This is a genomic window from Nocardia arseniciresistens, from assembly GCF_046764875.1.
Classification (GTDB): Bacteria; Actinomycetota; Actinomycetes; order Mycobacteriales; family Mycobacteriaceae; genus Nocardia; species Nocardia arseniciresistens.
This window is the reverse complement of the sequence record NZ_JBKORD010000022.1, coordinates 63726-76572: the sequence shown is the minus strand read 5'-3', so window position 1 is coordinate 76572 and position 12847 is coordinate 63726. Positions and strand designations below refer to the sequence as shown.

At 65.8% G+C, this 12847-nt stretch carries 20 protein-coding genes and 1 pseudogene; 8 read left to right on the top strand and 13 right to left on the bottom strand.

The annotated features are described in order from the left end of the window. Positions 1–9: 9 nt before the first annotated feature. From ACLMAJ_RS33040 to ACLMAJ_RS33025, 4 genes are read right to left on the bottom strand one after another with little or no spacing between them, the layout of a single operon-like run. Entirely contained in the window at positions 10–507 is a 498-nt protein-coding gene (locus tag ACLMAJ_RS33040) for a flavodoxin family protein (RefSeq protein ID WP_412017800.1), read from the bottom strand. Beyond that, on the bottom strand, positions 504–1007 hold the full coding sequence (locus tag ACLMAJ_RS33035; protein WP_412017799.1) for a tetratricopeptide repeat protein: 504 nt from the start codon (positions 1005–1007) through the stop codon (positions 504–506). The genes ACLMAJ_RS33040 and ACLMAJ_RS33035 overlap by 4 nt, the downstream gene beginning before the upstream one ends. Next, entirely contained in the window at positions 1004–1750 is a 747-nt protein-coding gene (gene dapB / locus ACLMAJ_RS33030; RefSeq protein WP_412017798.1) for a 4-hydroxy-tetrahydrodipicolinate reductase, read from the bottom strand. The genes ACLMAJ_RS33035 and dapB overlap by 4 nt, the downstream gene beginning before the upstream one ends. Then, positions 1747–1989, bottom strand: a complete 243-nt coding sequence (locus tag ACLMAJ_RS33025) for a hypothetical protein (RefSeq protein ID WP_412017877.1) — start codon at positions 1987–1989, stop codon at positions 1747–1749. Before ACLMAJ_RS33025 ends, dapB begins: the two co-directional genes overlap by 4 nt. On the opposite strand from ACLMAJ_RS33025, the pseudogene ACLMAJ_RS33020 reads away from it, so the two are divergent. Further along, positions 1990–2034, top strand: a pseudogene (locus ACLMAJ_RS33020) (hypothetical protein); the annotation flags it as partial. Positions 2035–2144: 110 nt separating this feature from the next. After that, positions 2145–2522, top strand: a complete 378-nt coding sequence (locus ACLMAJ_RS33015) for an alpha/beta fold hydrolase (protein WP_412017876.1) — start codon at positions 2145–2147, stop codon at positions 2520–2522. On the opposite strand, the gene ACLMAJ_RS33010 is transcribed toward ACLMAJ_RS33015, so the two are convergent. Then, complete coding sequence (locus tag ACLMAJ_RS33010) at positions 2523–2933, bottom strand: MarR family winged helix-turn-helix transcriptional regulator (protein ID WP_412017797.1); 411 nt, start codon at positions 2931–2933, stop codon at positions 2523–2525. Positions 2934–2993: 60 nt separating this feature from the next. Here ACLMAJ_RS33010 and ACLMAJ_RS33005 point away from each other — a divergent pair, with 60 nt between their 5' ends. Next, positions 2994–3458 carry a MarR family winged helix-turn-helix transcriptional regulator gene (locus tag ACLMAJ_RS33005; protein WP_412017796.1) on the top strand — a complete coding sequence of 155 codons (465 nt, stop codon included), beginning with the start codon at positions 2994–2996 and terminating at the stop codon, positions 3456–3458. 8 nt (positions 3459–3466) lie between these two features. On the opposite strand, the gene ACLMAJ_RS33000 is transcribed toward ACLMAJ_RS33005, so the two are convergent. Then, a complete protein-coding gene (locus tag ACLMAJ_RS33000; protein ID WP_412017795.1) occupies positions 3467–4573 on the bottom strand; it encodes an alcohol dehydrogenase catalytic domain-containing protein in 1107 nt (368 codons plus the stop codon). A gap of 345 nt (positions 4574–4918) precedes the next feature. On the opposite strand from ACLMAJ_RS33000, the gene ACLMAJ_RS32995 reads away from it, so the two are divergent. Next, positions 4919–5314, top strand: a complete 396-nt coding sequence (locus ACLMAJ_RS32995) for a VOC family protein (RefSeq protein WP_412017868.1) — start codon at positions 4919–4921, stop codon at positions 5312–5314. 137 nt (positions 5315–5451) lie between these two features. Here ACLMAJ_RS32995 and ACLMAJ_RS32990 read toward each other — a convergent pair whose 3' ends face one another. After that, a complete protein-coding gene (locus ACLMAJ_RS32990; RefSeq protein ID WP_412017794.1) occupies positions 5452–6870 on the bottom strand; it encodes a pentapeptide repeat-containing protein in 1419 nt (472 codons plus the stop codon). Positions 6871–7029: 159 nt separating this feature from the next. On the opposite strand from ACLMAJ_RS32990, the gene ACLMAJ_RS32985 reads away from it, so the two are divergent. Beyond that, positions 7030–7428 carry a hypothetical protein gene (locus tag ACLMAJ_RS32985; protein WP_412017793.1) on the top strand — a complete coding sequence of 133 codons (399 nt, stop codon included), beginning with the start codon at positions 7030–7032 and terminating at the stop codon, positions 7426–7428. A gap of 18 nt (positions 7429–7446) precedes the next feature. Here ACLMAJ_RS32985 and ACLMAJ_RS32980 read toward each other — a convergent pair whose 3' ends face one another. Beyond that, complete coding sequence (locus ACLMAJ_RS32980; RefSeq protein WP_412017792.1) at positions 7447–7887, bottom strand: VOC family protein; 441 nt, start codon at positions 7885–7887, stop codon at positions 7447–7449. A gap of 69 nt (positions 7888–7956) precedes the next feature. Next, the gene (locus ACLMAJ_RS32975) at positions 7957–8445 is read right to left on the bottom strand and encodes an anthrone oxygenase family protein (RefSeq protein ID WP_412017791.1); all 489 of its coding nucleotides are present in this window, start codon (positions 8443–8445) and stop codon (positions 7957–7959) included. A 94-nt stretch (positions 8446–8539) separates the two neighbouring features. Here ACLMAJ_RS32975 and ACLMAJ_RS32970 point away from each other — a divergent pair, with 94 nt between their 5' ends. Further along, positions 8540–9127: a TetR/AcrR family transcriptional regulator gene (locus ACLMAJ_RS32970; RefSeq protein WP_412017790.1), complete on the top strand. Its 588-nt coding sequence runs from the start codon at positions 8540–8542 to the stop codon at positions 9125–9127. A 92-nt stretch (positions 9128–9219) separates the two neighbouring features. Here ACLMAJ_RS32970 and ACLMAJ_RS32965 read toward each other — a convergent pair whose 3' ends face one another. Next, positions 9220–9543, bottom strand: a complete 324-nt coding sequence (locus ACLMAJ_RS32965) for a transcriptional regulator (RefSeq protein ID WP_412017788.1) — start codon at positions 9541–9543, stop codon at positions 9220–9222. Beyond that, positions 9540–9950, bottom strand: a complete 411-nt coding sequence (locus ACLMAJ_RS32960) for a hypothetical protein (RefSeq protein ID WP_412017787.1) — start codon at positions 9948–9950, stop codon at positions 9540–9542. Before ACLMAJ_RS32960 ends, ACLMAJ_RS32965 begins: the two co-directional genes overlap by 4 nt. Positions 9951–10087: 137 nt before the next feature. Between ACLMAJ_RS32960 and ACLMAJ_RS32955 the strand changes: the two genes are divergently transcribed. Further along, positions 10088–10438, top strand: coding sequence for an ATP-binding cassette domain-containing protein (locus ACLMAJ_RS32955; RefSeq protein WP_412017867.1), 351 nt, complete (start codon positions 10088–10090; stop codon positions 10436–10438). Here the strand turns inward: ACLMAJ_RS32955 and ACLMAJ_RS32950 are convergent. Next, the gene (locus tag ACLMAJ_RS32950; RefSeq protein WP_412017786.1) at positions 10435–11079 is read right to left on the bottom strand and encodes a TetR/AcrR family transcriptional regulator; all 645 of its coding nucleotides are present in this window, start codon (positions 11077–11079) and stop codon (positions 10435–10437) included. The genes ACLMAJ_RS32955 and ACLMAJ_RS32950 overlap by 4 nt on opposite strands. A 162-nt stretch (positions 11080–11241) precedes the next feature. Here ACLMAJ_RS32950 and ACLMAJ_RS32945 point away from each other — a divergent pair, with 162 nt between their 5' ends. Continuing rightward, positions 11242–11616 carry a nitroreductase family deazaflavin-dependent oxidoreductase gene (locus tag ACLMAJ_RS32945; RefSeq protein ID WP_412017784.1) on the top strand — a complete coding sequence of 125 codons (375 nt, stop codon included), beginning with the start codon at positions 11242–11244 and terminating at the stop codon, positions 11614–11616. Positions 11617–11689: 73 nt separating this feature from the next. Here ACLMAJ_RS32945 and ACLMAJ_RS32940 read toward each other — a convergent pair whose 3' ends face one another. Continuing rightward, positions 11690–12802, bottom strand: coding sequence for an ABC transporter substrate-binding protein (locus ACLMAJ_RS32940; protein WP_412017783.1), 1113 nt, complete (start codon positions 12800–12802; stop codon positions 11690–11692). Positions 12803–12847 lie beyond the last annotated feature (45 nt).

Here is a 12847-nt window from a genome sequence, read left to right as displayed (position 1 = left end):
CGGCGAATTTCAGAGCATGAGCTGGGCGGCGATGGTAGCACCGAGTTCTGTGCACCGCTGGAGGTCAGCCTTCGTGGGCGCCCCGGAAACGATGACGGGTGCGGCGGCTTTCACCCAGCCCATACCGGTCGTGATGCTCTCGACAGCACGCTCGGCACCCTCGGTGCCCTGGTTACCGTGCAGGTAGAGACCGTATGGGCGACCACCGGTCGAATCCAGGCACGGGTAGTAGCAGACATCGAAGGCGTGCTTGAGCGCGCCGGACATGTAGCCCAGGTTCGCGGGGGTCCCGAGCAGGTAACCGTCGGCCCCCAGCATGTCGACGGGCGTCACCGCGAGGGCCGCGCGGCGAACCACCTCGACACCTTCGATCTCCGGGTCCGTCGCGCCGGCAATCAGCGCCTCGAACATTTCCTGCATATGTGGCGAGGGCGTGTGATGAACGATCAACAACCGAGGCACGTCGCTGAGCGTAGCGCGGGGCGAGCTCGACGCGTTCGAGGTCATTCGCGCTCGAGTTTCTCCAGCTCCACCGCGCGCCGCATGGTCTCGCGCGCGCGGGTGCGGTCGCCCGCGTAGTCGTAGGCGCGGGCCAGCCGGTAAGAGACGCGCCAGTTGTCCGGGTCTGCCTCCCATTCCTGCTTGACCTGGTCGAACAATTTATCCGCCGCGGCGCGTTCGATGCGGCCGGACGGACGGCGGGGCAGCTCGGAGGTATCGAGTTCCAGGCCCTCGTCGTGGATGCGGCGGGCCAGGTGCTGATGCGACAGCGCCGAGCGCACGGTGGCCACCACCATCCACACGCCGAGCAACGGCAAGATCAGCACACCGACGCCGATAATGATCGCGGCGACATCACCGGATCTGATGAGGCTCAACGAAATTCGGCCGAGCAGCAGGAAGTAGAAGCCGAGTACGACGACAAGCGCCGCAAGTAGTGCGACGACCTTGCGTACCTCGGTGCCGCGGCCGGAATCCTGCGACTCGACCGGTTCCGGTGTGCTCACAGATCCAGCAACGGATCGAGTCCGACGGTCAGGCCGGGGCGCGCGGCGATCTCGCGCACGCCGAGCAGTACGCCGGGGGCGAAGGAGTTCCTGTCGATGGAGTCGTGCCGGATGGTGAGAGTTTCGCCCTGCGTACCGAAGAGCACCTCTTGATGTGCGACCAGCCCTGCCAGCCGCACCGAATGCACCCGCACGCCCTCGACATCGGCGCCGCGCGCGCCTTCGAGTTCGGTGCTTGTCGCGTCCGGACTGCGGCCGACACCGGCACGTTCCCTGGCGGCCGCGATCAGCCCTGCGGTGCGGTAGGCGGTACCCGAAGGCGCATCGGCCTTGTTCGGGTGATGCAGCTCGATGACCTCGACCGATTCGAAGAACCGGGCGGCCTGTTCGGCGAAACGCATGGACAGCACCGCGCCGATCGCGAAGTTCGGCGCGATCAGTACGCCGGTCTCCGGGCGCTCGGCCAGCCAGCCGCGTACCTCGTCGAGCCGCGCGGCATCGAAACCGGTGGTGCCGACCACCGCGTGAATCCCGCGCTCCACCAGAAACTTCAGATTCCCCATCACCACGTCCGGGTGCGTGAAATCGACGACGACCTGCGTATTCACCTCGGTGAACGCCTCGAGGGAATCATCTTTGTCGACGGCGGCGACCAGCTCCAGATCGGTGGCAGCCTCCACCGCCGCACAGATCGCCTGTCCGACTTTCCCGCGTGCACCGAGCACTCCGACCCGAATGGTCACCGCACCTCCTCGTTCCGCTCCAGTTCCACAAAGCCTATAAGGGCGCGCTCGCGCACGGTCCGCCCGCCGCCCCGAGCGCAGTCGCGGGCGCCGCCCATCTCGCCGTGGGTCCACGCCCTGCGCTGCACCCAAGGTTTCGGACGCTGGCCCCCGACTTCCCACCGCTCATCGAAACCTGCGATGAGGTCGTCGATGGCCTCGTCGCCATACTCGACGCCGAGGGCATCGACCGAACCCACGTGGTCGGCCAGTCCGCGGGCGGCATGTTCGCCGAACTGCTGTCGCGACGGGCACCGGAGCGCATCAGATCCCTGACGCTGACCAGCACCGGCCTCTACGGTCCCGAAGATCTGGATCGGTTGCGGATGCGCGTGGACACCGCAGGGAACACGCCATGGACGCAGGCCCGCGAATCGGTCCGCACGGCGTTGCGCGGCCTGTGGGGCGACACGAGGATGCCGAATTCTGGATCGAGCAGATCGAAGCCGTCACCGACCCGGCGGGCAGTGCGGGCACGGTCCTGTCGTACCAGCGGATGCTGCAACTCGCCGAACGCCTCGACGAGATCATGGCGGGCACGGCCTGGCAGGGACCCACGCTGCTTTTTCGCGCCGACGACGACCCACTGATCACCACCACCCACACCGGCCGCTTGCTCGAACTACATCCAACCGGCCGATACCGCACCATCCCGACCGGCGGACACTCGCTCCTGATCAGTCGCCCCGCCGACTACATCGATGCGGTGACCGAGTTCCTCAGCGTGACATAGCTATTCGGCCGCCATATTCGCGGCCATCTTTTCGAGGATGCGCACCGTCTCGAGATATTGCTCATCGGTGATGCCCTCGACCATCGCGCGCCGCCGACGACCGATCCGGGCGAACGCGTCGTCGTGTGTCGCGCGACCCACGTCGGTCAGTGACAATTTGCCCGAGTCCTCGACGACGAGGCCGCGCTCCACCAACCGCGCGAGCTGAGCATCCCACTCCCCCGCCTCGGTCCAGAACGGCGCGAGGCCATCACGAACCTCGCCCGCTGGGCGCGGCCCCTCGGCAAGCGAGTTGAGCATCTGCCACTGCCTGCGACTCAGGTCGCCCGCCGCGAGATCCTCCTCGAACCGCGCGGTGACAAGTCGATCGAGCTCCTTGAGCCAGTACCCGATCGGGCGCCGTTCGGCCATCATTCCTCCAAGAGCATGTAAGATTACAACTACATGTAGTCTTACATGAAAGTAGGGTCGATGGAAGAGCATGATTTGATCACCGAGGCCGTCGAAGCGGCAATGGTCCGAATCCGGCGCAGGCAGACCCGTGGCGCATTGGCAGCAGGTAAGTCGACCGTGCCGATCGCCGTATTCCGTGTCCTCGACGCCGTGGCCGCATCCGACGCCGCCACCGTCGGAACCTTGGCGCCCGTACTCGGCGTCGACCAGCCGCGCGCGAGTCGCCTTGTCGCCCAGGCAGTTTCGTCCGACCTACTCGAACGAGTGGCCGACAAGCACGACGGCCGCCGCGCCGTCCTGCGTCTCACCCCCGACGGCACGCGCCTGGTAGCCGCGGCCCGCGACGGCCGCCGCGGCGCCATGGCCGCAGCCATGTCGGACTGGACCGACCAAGAACGCACCGAATTCGCCCGCCTGCTCAACCGTTTCGTCGACGCGCTCGACAATCCCGCCGCGGCGCGTCGAGAATCGGACGATCGATGACAGCGACGTCACTCGAAGACGATCACCTGACGCAGCGCGTGGCCGGCGGCGAGTTCGTCCATCGCATGGTTGATTTCGTCGAGTCCGACGTGTGCGGACACCAGCCGCTCGACCGGTAGCCTGCCCTCGCGCCACATCCGGACGTACTCGGGGATGTCGCGCGACGGCACCGCGGAGCCGAGGTAGCTGCCGATGATCGAACGGCCCTGCGCGACAAGGGCGAGGGGTGAAATGCTCGCCCTCGCATCGGGAGCGGGTAGACCCACAGTGACCGTCGTGCCGCCGGGCGCCGTTGCCGCGACCGCGGTTTCGAAGGCGCGAATATTGCCCGCCGCCTCGACGACGACCTCCGCCTGCACCCCCCGCTCGACGACCTCGGCCGGAGTATAGGCCGCAGTGGCACCGAGTTCCTTTGCCAGAGAGAGCTTTTCCGGAACAGTGTCGACCGCGATGACCTCCGCGCCACCCAGCGATACCGCGACGAGCAGCGCCGCCATCCCGACACCACCGAGCCCGACAACCATGATCCGGTCGGCGGGTCCCGGCTTCGCGGAGTTGAGCAGCGCGCCGCCACCGGTCAGGACGGCACAGCCGAGCACTGCCGCGACCTCCGGTGGCACATCATCGTCGACCGGCACCACCGAACGGCGATCAACGACGGCGTAGGTGGCGAATGCGGAAACACCCAGATGATGGTGCACCTCCGCACCATCACGGCGCAGCCGTCGGCCACCGTTGAGCAGCTCGCCCGCATTGTTGGCCGCGCTGCCGGGCCCGCACGGCGTCCGCCCCTCGCTCGCACAGCCCGCGCAGTCGCCGCAGCGCGGCAGGAAGGTCATCACCACGCGCTGCCCGACCGCGATATCGGAGTCGCCGGCGCCGACGGCCTCGACCCGCCCCGCCGCCTCATGTCCGAGCAGCATCGGCACCGGTCGCACCCGGTTCCCATCGACCACCGACAGGTCCGAATGGCACAGTCCCGCCGCCTCGATCCGCACCAGCAGCTCGCCGGGTCCTGGTTCGCCCAGCTCCAGCTCACACACGGTGATCGGCGCCGATTCGGCGAACGGCACGGGCGCTGCGATCTGCTCCAGGACCGCCCCACGAATCTTCATTCCGCCGACGCTACCGCCCACGGTCCGCACCGCCGAGCGGATACCCCGAAAGTGACCCCGAGCGGCCACCAACCTGCCGACTCGCTCAGCCCCGTGACCGGCCATGACAGCCGAGGGGCCAGCTCAATCCGCGCGCCGACCGCATACCGGTTCCCCGGTCCTGATCGTTCGTGGCGCTCCTCGAACCGCCGAGCTCAGCGGCCAGCCGGCCGAGCTGGCCGAGATCACGAAAGGCTGGCACGCTCGACGCTTTCGGTGCTACCATCTTCGGCCGTGACGGTGCTCCTGTAGGCCGCCTTGTACCGAGCCCAGGGTCGGGACCGTCACGACACAAGGAGCAATCCCCTGTCCGTACAGTTCAATCACACCATTGTCGGTTGTCACGACAATCGGGTGTCCGCCGAATTCTGGGCAGACATCCTCGGCTTGGAACTCGGCACAGAATGGGGCCCGTTCATCCCGCTTTCCACGGGCAACGGAGTCACCTTCGATTTCGCCGGACTTCCCCCTCATGTCACCGAAATCCAGCCGCAGCACTACGCATTCCTGATGTCCGAGGCCGAGTTCGACGTGGCCTACGCCAAAATCCAGCGCTACAAACTGGAGCATTGGGCCGACCCCCAGAAGCGGGGCGTCAACGTGATCAATAACAACGACGGCGGCCGCGGCGTCTACTTCCAAGACCCCAACGGCCACTTCATGGAATTGATCACCGTCCCCTACGGCGGCTGGCCGAGGTAAGAACAGCAAGGGCGGCGTCCGAATCGGGCGCCGCCCCGGTTCATCCAGACGTCTGCCTGCTCATCGAAGCGACCACCGTCGGCGCGGCCCGGCTGCATGCGGGCGGCGGTGAAGACAGAATGTTCGATACCGCGAAATCACCGGGTCGGCGCAGGGGGCTGAACCGGTGCCGGTGGCCAAGGGTTGGGCTTGACGCAAGCAGGCTTACGGATGGGATTGTCGTCCCAATCGAAGTGGGCGCCGACCCACGCCGCGGGATCGTCGAACCTGACCTCGTTGGCGGCGAAACGGGTGGTGCGGAAGGAGATATCACCGAAGAAGTCACCTTCGGAGAAGTCGACGGTGCGGCCGCCGAGAGTGGTGCGGGCGAAGCTGAGGGCACCGTGGAATTCGGCGTGTCTGAAGTCCGTCTCGCGAGTTCCCCTGGTACGCAATCGGGATGGCGCGCCGAGCTGGGCGTCGTCGAAGTCGATGGTCGCGGCGTAGAACTGGGTGCCGGTGAAGGTGATGCGGGTGCTCGCGAACTCACTGCCCGCGAAGGTGATTCGCTCGCCGTCCAATACCGAACGCTCGAAGGAAGTGAGCTCGGCGCGGAACTTCGCCTCCTGGAAGGAGGTTCGCGCGCCGAGGAAACGAGCACCCTGGAAGGTGGTGCGCGGGCCACGAAAAGTCACGTGTTCGAATGACGTCGGGCAGTCGAAGGTGACATCGTTGAAGGTGGTGCCGAATCCGGCGACCTCGTACTTCTCGACACGAGTCGATCCGAACTCGGCATGGTCGAACACCGCGGAACCATCCTGAAATCGTGCTTCGCGGAAACTGGCGTGTGGACCGGAGAAGGTCGTGCGCTCGAATGTGGTTCTGCCGGTGAAAATCGCTTGGGCGAACGAGGTGTGCTTACCGGCAAACACCGCGTATCGGAAGTCCGCCCTTTCCAGGACCGCGCGGTTGAACGCGAACTCGCGATCCGACCAGGACACCTCCGCCGAGCGCCGCACATGGTTGACGATCACCTTGACGATGGTTCGGCGCACCTCGCTGTCGTTCTGCCGGAACTGGTAGACCCGTTCGACCCTGACCCCGGCTTCTTCCCTCGACTCGGCCCGCGAGACAAGGTGATTCGTCCCCTCATCGATGTCGAAGGGCAGCCGCAGATATCCGCACAACACGTCGATGCACTGCTGTCTTCGACCAGGCGCCGCGAATTCGTCGGCGACCCCCGCCATCGCGTAGACCCCCGCGATCCGGACCGCGACGTCGGCATCACCCAGCTGTTCAGCCGCCGCCCCGAACAACTCCGCGAACCGGCCGCGCTCCAGATCCCGCTGCCGCCGGTAGGCCACGACCAGAGCAACCGCGCCGCCCACACCCGCCGCCACCGACAGCGCGATCTTGGTGAGGTCCAACTGATTCGGCGTCTCCGCCTTCGCCCCGAGAGTCCACCACAACAACCACCAGGTCAGACCCGCGATCGCCAAGCCACACAGCACGACAGCCACAACCGCGAGCAACAACGCCGCGCGGTGCAGTCGGTCGCCCAGCCTCCCCCATCGCATCTCCGCATGGTAGTGGGATTGTCGCTCTTCGACTACTGGACGAGATCGGCGACCGATGCGCCCCAAACCTTTTCGGATACCCACCCGATCCAGGTCACCGACACGCGCACAGCTCGCCGATAACGAGACCGGCGACCCGCGCGGCCCTATGATTCGCGAATGTTTGCTGACGTCTCTTGTGATCCGGTCGCAGCGGTAGAGACGCTGCACGCCGACCTGGCAGCCTGGCTCGGTTCCAACGCGGGCATGGAGGTTTTCGAACGATTTGCCGCGGTCCAGCACGAGGAATTCTCGATGGTGACCACCTCCGGCGAGATAATCGGCCGAGCCGAACTACTCGCGGGGTTACGTGGCGCCCGAAATATCCAGCCGGGGTTGAAGATCGATATCTCCGACGTGCACGAGCTGGCTCGCGAAGGAAACCTCGTAGTCGTCCGTTTCATGGAGCTGCATCGCGTCGGCGGAACTGGCAGCTGCCGACAGGTGACCGCCGTACTGATCGCCGAGGGTCCGGAGTTGCGCTGGCGCACCGTGCACGAGACCGAAATCTCTACCTGACAACGGCCTTCGCGAGGATCAGCTGGGTCGCTTGCCGTCCAGGAAGAATACCGCCTCCCAGAGGTGGCCGTCGGGGTCGGCAAAATAGCCGGCATAGATGCCCCATGGACGTTCGAGTGGCGGGCGGACGACGGTGCCACCGGCTTGACGTGCCCTTTCCAGGACCTCCTCGACCTCCTCTCTGGTGTCGACGAAGTAACCGAGACTCATTGCGGCACCGGTGACCGGGCCATCGGGGAGGTCGGCGTCCTTGGCGAGGTCGGTGCGGCCGTAGAGCGAGAGGAGGAGGCCGTTGTCGAGGGTGAACATGGCGGCCGAACCGCCGGGGGTGTCGTCGCCGCCCACGTACTCGGTGCCGATGATGCCAGGCGAGGGCAAGCCGAGACCTTCGTGGTAGAAGCGGAACGAGCGATCGAGGTCGCTCACGGCCAGTGTGATGGCGTTGATGTGGGTCCTCATATCTACACTCAACCTGCGCGCCATCGCGAAGTCTTGAAGAAATCGGACGGCAGGTCGCGGCCGCTGCGCTCAGTCGGCGCGTCCCGCTCTGTCCTGCTCACCGGGCAGCAATCCGGTCACGACGACAACCGCGAGGACGAAGGCCACCAGTGCGCAGCCGGTCCTGGTGAAGTGGAGCAGCTCCCAGCGCCGCAAAATCTCGGTGTAGTCGCTCGGCGGGCCACTGACCGCCCACACCTTGATCTTTTGGTTGATCGGCACATTACCGAGGCGGGTAACCAGGAACGAGGTGACCGCGAGCCCCGATGCTCCGGCGGCCAGCCATCGGGATCGTGACGTCGATCGCACGGCCAGCATCAGCGTGCTCAGTATGGTCAGCCCCATGAGGATCTGCATGACCGGACCATTGACCCGCATGAGCGCGACATGGAAGGTGAACCGGACGTCCAGCGGCACCTCACGGAATGCGTACAGCACATTGACCGCGCCGTATCCGAAGGCTCCGGCCAACAGGCCGGGGAACAGTACTGCCGCTGACCGAACGAGTTTCGACTGCATGAGGAACTCCCGTCTCAATTATCGCAACATCAAGTTGCGATGCGATAATCTAGAGCTTGCCCCGAACCCGCCGATATCGCAACAAGGAGTTGCAATGAGTTCCCCCGCACCGCTGGGACGTGGCCCGAAGGTTCGTGCCGCGGTACTGGCCGCGACCGTCGAGGAGCTCGGCGAGCAGGGCTACGCGGCACTCACGATGGAGAACGTGGCCCGGCGCGCAGGGGTCCACAAGACCACCGTCTACCGCCGCTGGCCCGACCGCGACGCTCTGGTCACCGATGCGCTCGCCGACAGCGTCACCGCCGAAATCCCCATCCCCGATACGGGTTCGATCGACGAGGACCTGCGCGACCTGGCACGAGGCCTGGTCGCATGGGTGAAAAGCACAGGCGGACAAGCGGTCTTGTCAGTACTGCTCTCTGAGACGGCGGGATCGGCCCGCCCGCCCGACGCGGTCAGGCACGTCTTCCGCGACCGCATCCGAAAGTCGCTGCCGGTGGTCGTCCGCGCCGTCGAGCGCGGCGAACTGCCCGAGGGTACCGATGCGGGCGAACTCGTCAAGGCGCTGGTCGCGCCGATCTACTTCCGCGCGCTCATCACCCGAGAGCAGGTGACCGACGCGACCGCCGACGCCGCTGCCGCGCTGGCACTCACCGGTGCCCGAGCCGGACTGTTCGGCTGAGCTGTTCGGTGCGGCTTTCCTCCGATTATTGCCGCAACCGAGAACTGCTGAATTCGAATGATGCGTACGGGGCATCGATGCTCACCCTCAGATCACCGACGCCCCTCCGTATGTCCCGCGATTCTCGCGGACTCGGCAATCTTCTTAAGTGTGTTCAGATGCGCCGCCAGTGCGGAGCGGCCGAGAGCGGTCAGCGCCAACCAGGTGCGCGGAGTTTTCCCGACATACCCCTTTCTGGCGGATACGTAACCTATCTCCTCCATTGCCGAGACGAGCTTCGACAGGTTGGACGGGGTGAGTTCGCAGTAGGTCTGGACGGCCTGGAATTCCGCTTCATCACAGCCCGACAGGTAGGCGGCGACCCTGATCCGGGATGCGGACCGGAACGCCGGGTCCAGTTCACCTGACGCGGTCATCTACGTCGCCCCAGCACGAACACTACTGCGAGCCCGACGATCACCCCGATGGCAACGTAGATCCACCGGAGTTCAGCGGAGGCGTTCACCGCGCTGATGAGAAAAGCGATGGCGCAGACGGTAAGTGTTGACGCCTGACCGCGAGCCGAGCCACGCAGGCCGCGAACTCCATTCTTGCGCCGCGATGACGAGTACAAGAGCACCCCGACACCAGCAAGGGCGACGGCGACTCCGATGAGAAGCACTCGCAACCAGGGGGTCGGCGCGGCCTGTCCGGCCAGCGCCACCCCGCTGCCGATCAGGACCCCACAGGTAACCGGCATCCAGGCGGGCATCGGCGGCAGTACTGCGGACTGATACGAGTCCCGGGCCCCATCCAGATGTTGTCTTGCTTCGCTCGGTTCCATGTTGCCAACCTAGCATCTAGTTTCCAAAGATTCAACAGCTTTCCTACCTGGTAAATGTTTGGATGAGCTCGAAACGGGGAGATGTCAGACGTGCTCGAATTCCACGGACTGACAAAGCAATTCGGCGATAAACAGGTCTGAACGGGCTGACGTTCGACGTCCGGCCCGGTGAGCTGTACGGGTTCCGCGGCGCGAACGGCGCAGGCAAGACGACAGCCATGCGGATCGCGCTCGGCGTGCTGTTCGCGGATGCGGGCGAGGTCCGATGGAACGGCGCGGTGGTCGACGAGCAGTCCCGCCGCCGCATCGGATACCTGCCCGAAGAGCGCGGGCTGTACGCGAAGATGCGCCCGCGTGAACAGCTGGCCTACTTCGCCGAGCTGAGCGGAATGCCGCGCAGACAGGGGCTGCGACGCGGACTAGTTGATGGAGCGCATGGGCGTCAAGATGGAACCCAAGGATGTGCTGGACAAGTTGTCGCTCGCTAATTCCGGCGGGCTTCGAGCGCATCCAGAATCAGATCCAGGCCGTAGCCGAACTCGCTGGCGTGGTCGTAGCCCGGCCGTAAAGCGTGGTCGACGATCATCTCCCTGAGGTACGGCAACTGATCCTGCGGCAGGTGCTCGAGGATGCCGCCCGCCACTTCCTCGACTTCGTCGGGCGTCGTCACCGGCAAACTCGCCTCCTGAAGGACATACCCGCCGATATAGCTGTCGATGAGCGACACAGCGTGGGCCGCCATCGGCAGTGTGAACCCCGCCTCTCTGAGGACTCCGAGGACGGCGTCGTGATGGCGCAGTGTGGCCGGTCCCGGGTTGCGACGGGAGTCCATGAGACCGAGAGCCCACCGGTGCGACGACAGGACCGTACGCGCGGAGCAGGCGCGCGCACGGAGCACGTCGCGCCAATCCGCACCATCGGCGCTGGGCAGCTCGATCGCCGCGAACACCACGTCGACCACCCCGTCGAGGATCGCGTCCTTGTTCGGTACGTGGTGGTAGAGCGACATCGCCTCCACACCCAGTTCCTGCGCCACCCGTCGCATCGTGATCGCCTCCACGCCACCGCGATCCGCAACCCGGATCGCGGCTTCCAGCACACGCCCGCTGCTGAGTGGTGGTCGTGACACGGCGGCTCCCGGGACGGATGCATTGACAGGCTTACGCGCGTAAGACTACCTTACAGATGTAAGCCCGCCTTACAGGCGTAAGCCGACCACGTTGTACCAGATGGAAGCTCGGCGAATCCGACCCACGACGCTCCCCCGCCGAGACGAGAAAAGGAGATCGCAATGCCGATGCCGAGGTGGTGGGGACACATCAACAAGCGAGTGTTCAACCCGCACGCAATCGCGGGCGGAAAGTGGCCGGTGCTGACGCACATCGGTCGCACCTCCGGCGCGACGTACCGCACGCCGCTCGAGGCACACCCTGTCGACGGCGGCTACCTGTTCGTTCTGGTGTACGGATCTGGTGCGGACTGGGTCCAGAACATCCTCATCGCCGGCGGCGCACAGCTCCGAATCGACGGGCAGGAAATAGAACTCGCGGCCCCACGCCTCCTCGGGAAAGACGAGGCGTTCCAAGCCCTCTCCGATGAGGCGACCCGTCCGCCAAAGGTGCTTCGCATCACCGAATTCCTCCGCATGGACCTGGCGACATGCTGACGATCGGATCCGGATCGCACGCCGCCTTCAGCGACGGCGGCGGCCACCCAGTAGGCAGTCACCACCACTCCTCTCAGCTGGTGTGAACGATCCGAAAGCGATCGGGTTCCGCCGGATCTCGATCAACGACTTGGATTGGCGGCCGAGCCCATTGCCAAACGCTGATGCCTGGCGTGCGGGATAATTGGATCTGCCCGCGGGTGCCTTCGACCGCGACGCGCGGCCAGGATTCGGCAGTGCTCGCCCGGCCCGCACCGTGAGAACGCAACACAGCGGCGAGGACAGCGATCGTGTCGTAGCCCTCGAAGGCTACGAAGGAGGGCGCTGCGGCCAGCCGCTCGCGCAGCGTCGTCTCAACTCGTGCACCGAGCGGGCTGAGGCGCTCGGGCAGGTAGCGCAAGAACGGGATCGCGGCGCTGTCGTCGCCCAGCAACGACACCCATTCGGCGAATTCCGGTTGCCCGGCCGGAGCACCAATCATGATCGCGGCGAGGCGCTGGTCGCGGCGGACAGACTTGACGATCGACACTGCCGGCTCCGGGTGGCCGACCAGAAGAAGAAGGGCTGTCGCGCGACTGTCGACGAGTTCGTCGCACACGGCCGTGGGGGCGAGCACGCGCATGTCGAGTTCGATGATGGTGCCGCCGCGTGGACTGAGGTAGTCCCGCAGAATGCGGGACCCCGATACCCAGTAGACGCTCGACTCGGCTGCCACGGCGATTCGACGGTGGCCCGCGCTGAGGAGAAAGTCTGCGTAGACCTGCCAGCCGCGCGACTGCGGCGGAGCCAGGCGCGCGACCCATTCCGTTGGCTGTTCGGTCAGCGCGTCGAGAACCGCTGACGAGCAGAGGAACGGCAGGCCGAGGGCGTCGGCCCTGGCGGCAGCGACGCGAGCGACAACGCTGTGATACTCCCCCGCCAAGGCAGCCACGCCAAGGCGAGCCAATTCATCCACGGCCGCCTCGGCCCGCTGCGGATCAGCCGCGGTGTCTCGGACCACCAGCTCGAGTGGTGTTCCGAGGATCCCGCCGGCGTCATTGACTTCGCGAACGGCCAGCTCGAGCCCCGCGAGCAAGTGTTGGCCTGCCTCGACCCAGCCGGGTCGAGTCAGCGGAACGAGAGCGCCGATCTGGACGGATGGTGCGTCAGCCTGCCCCGCTCCAGATGGCGTTGATGGCGTATTCATGCCGGACATTGCATCCACCACCATCGCCAACAGGCAACCGATTAT

Excerpts from the sequence above, each read along its gene's own strand:
- ACLMAJ_RS33040 (WP_412017800.1), bottom strand. The coding sequence starts at position 507 with ATGACCTCGAACGCGTCGAGCTCGCCCCGCGCTACGCTCAGCGACGTG.
- ACLMAJ_RS33015 (WP_412017876.1), top strand. The coding sequence starts at position 2,145 with ATGGACGCAGGCCCGCGAATCGGTCCGCACGGCGTTGCGCGGCCTGTG.
- ACLMAJ_RS33010 (WP_412017797.1), bottom strand. The coding sequence starts at position 2,933 with ATGGCCGAACGGCGCCCGATCGGGTACTGGCTCAAGGAGCTCGATCGA.
- ACLMAJ_RS33005 (WP_412017796.1), top strand. The coding sequence starts at position 2,994 with ATGGAAGAGCATGATTTGATCACCGAGGCCGTCGAAGCGGCAATGGTC.
- ACLMAJ_RS33000 (WP_412017795.1), bottom strand. The coding sequence starts at position 4,573 with ATGAAGATTCGTGGGGCGGTCCTGGAGCAGATCGCAGCGCCCGTGCCG.
- ACLMAJ_RS32990 (WP_412017794.1), bottom strand. The coding sequence starts at position 6,870 with ATGCGATGGGGGAGGCTGGGCGACCGACTGCACCGCGCGGCGTTGTTG.
- ACLMAJ_RS32985 (WP_412017793.1), top strand. The coding sequence starts at position 7,030 with ATGTTTGCTGACGTCTCTTGTGATCCGGTCGCAGCGGTAGAGACGCTG.
- ACLMAJ_RS32980 (WP_412017792.1), bottom strand. The coding sequence starts at position 7,887 with ATGAGGACCCACATCAACGCCATCACACTGGCCGTGAGCGACCTCGAT.
- ACLMAJ_RS32975 (WP_412017791.1), bottom strand. The coding sequence starts at position 8,445 with ATGCAGTCGAAACTCGTTCGGTCAGCGGCAGTACTGTTCCCCGGCCTG.
- ACLMAJ_RS32970 (WP_412017790.1), top strand. The coding sequence starts at position 8,540 with ATGAGTTCCCCCGCACCGCTGGGACGTGGCCCGAAGGTTCGTGCCGCG.
- ACLMAJ_RS32965 (WP_412017788.1), bottom strand. The coding sequence starts at position 9,543 with ATGACCGCGTCAGGTGAACTGGACCCGGCGTTCCGGTCCGCATCCCGG.
- ACLMAJ_RS32960 (WP_412017787.1), bottom strand. The coding sequence starts at position 9,950 with ATGGAACCGAGCGAAGCAAGACAACATCTGGATGGGGCCCGGGACTCG.
- ACLMAJ_RS32945 (WP_412017784.1), top strand. The coding sequence starts at position 11,242 with ATGCCGATGCCGAGGTGGTGGGGACACATCAACAAGCGAGTGTTCAAC.
- ACLMAJ_RS32940 (WP_412017783.1), bottom strand. The coding sequence starts at position 12,802 with ATGAATACGCCATCAACGCCATCTGGAGCGGGGCAGGCTGACGCACCA.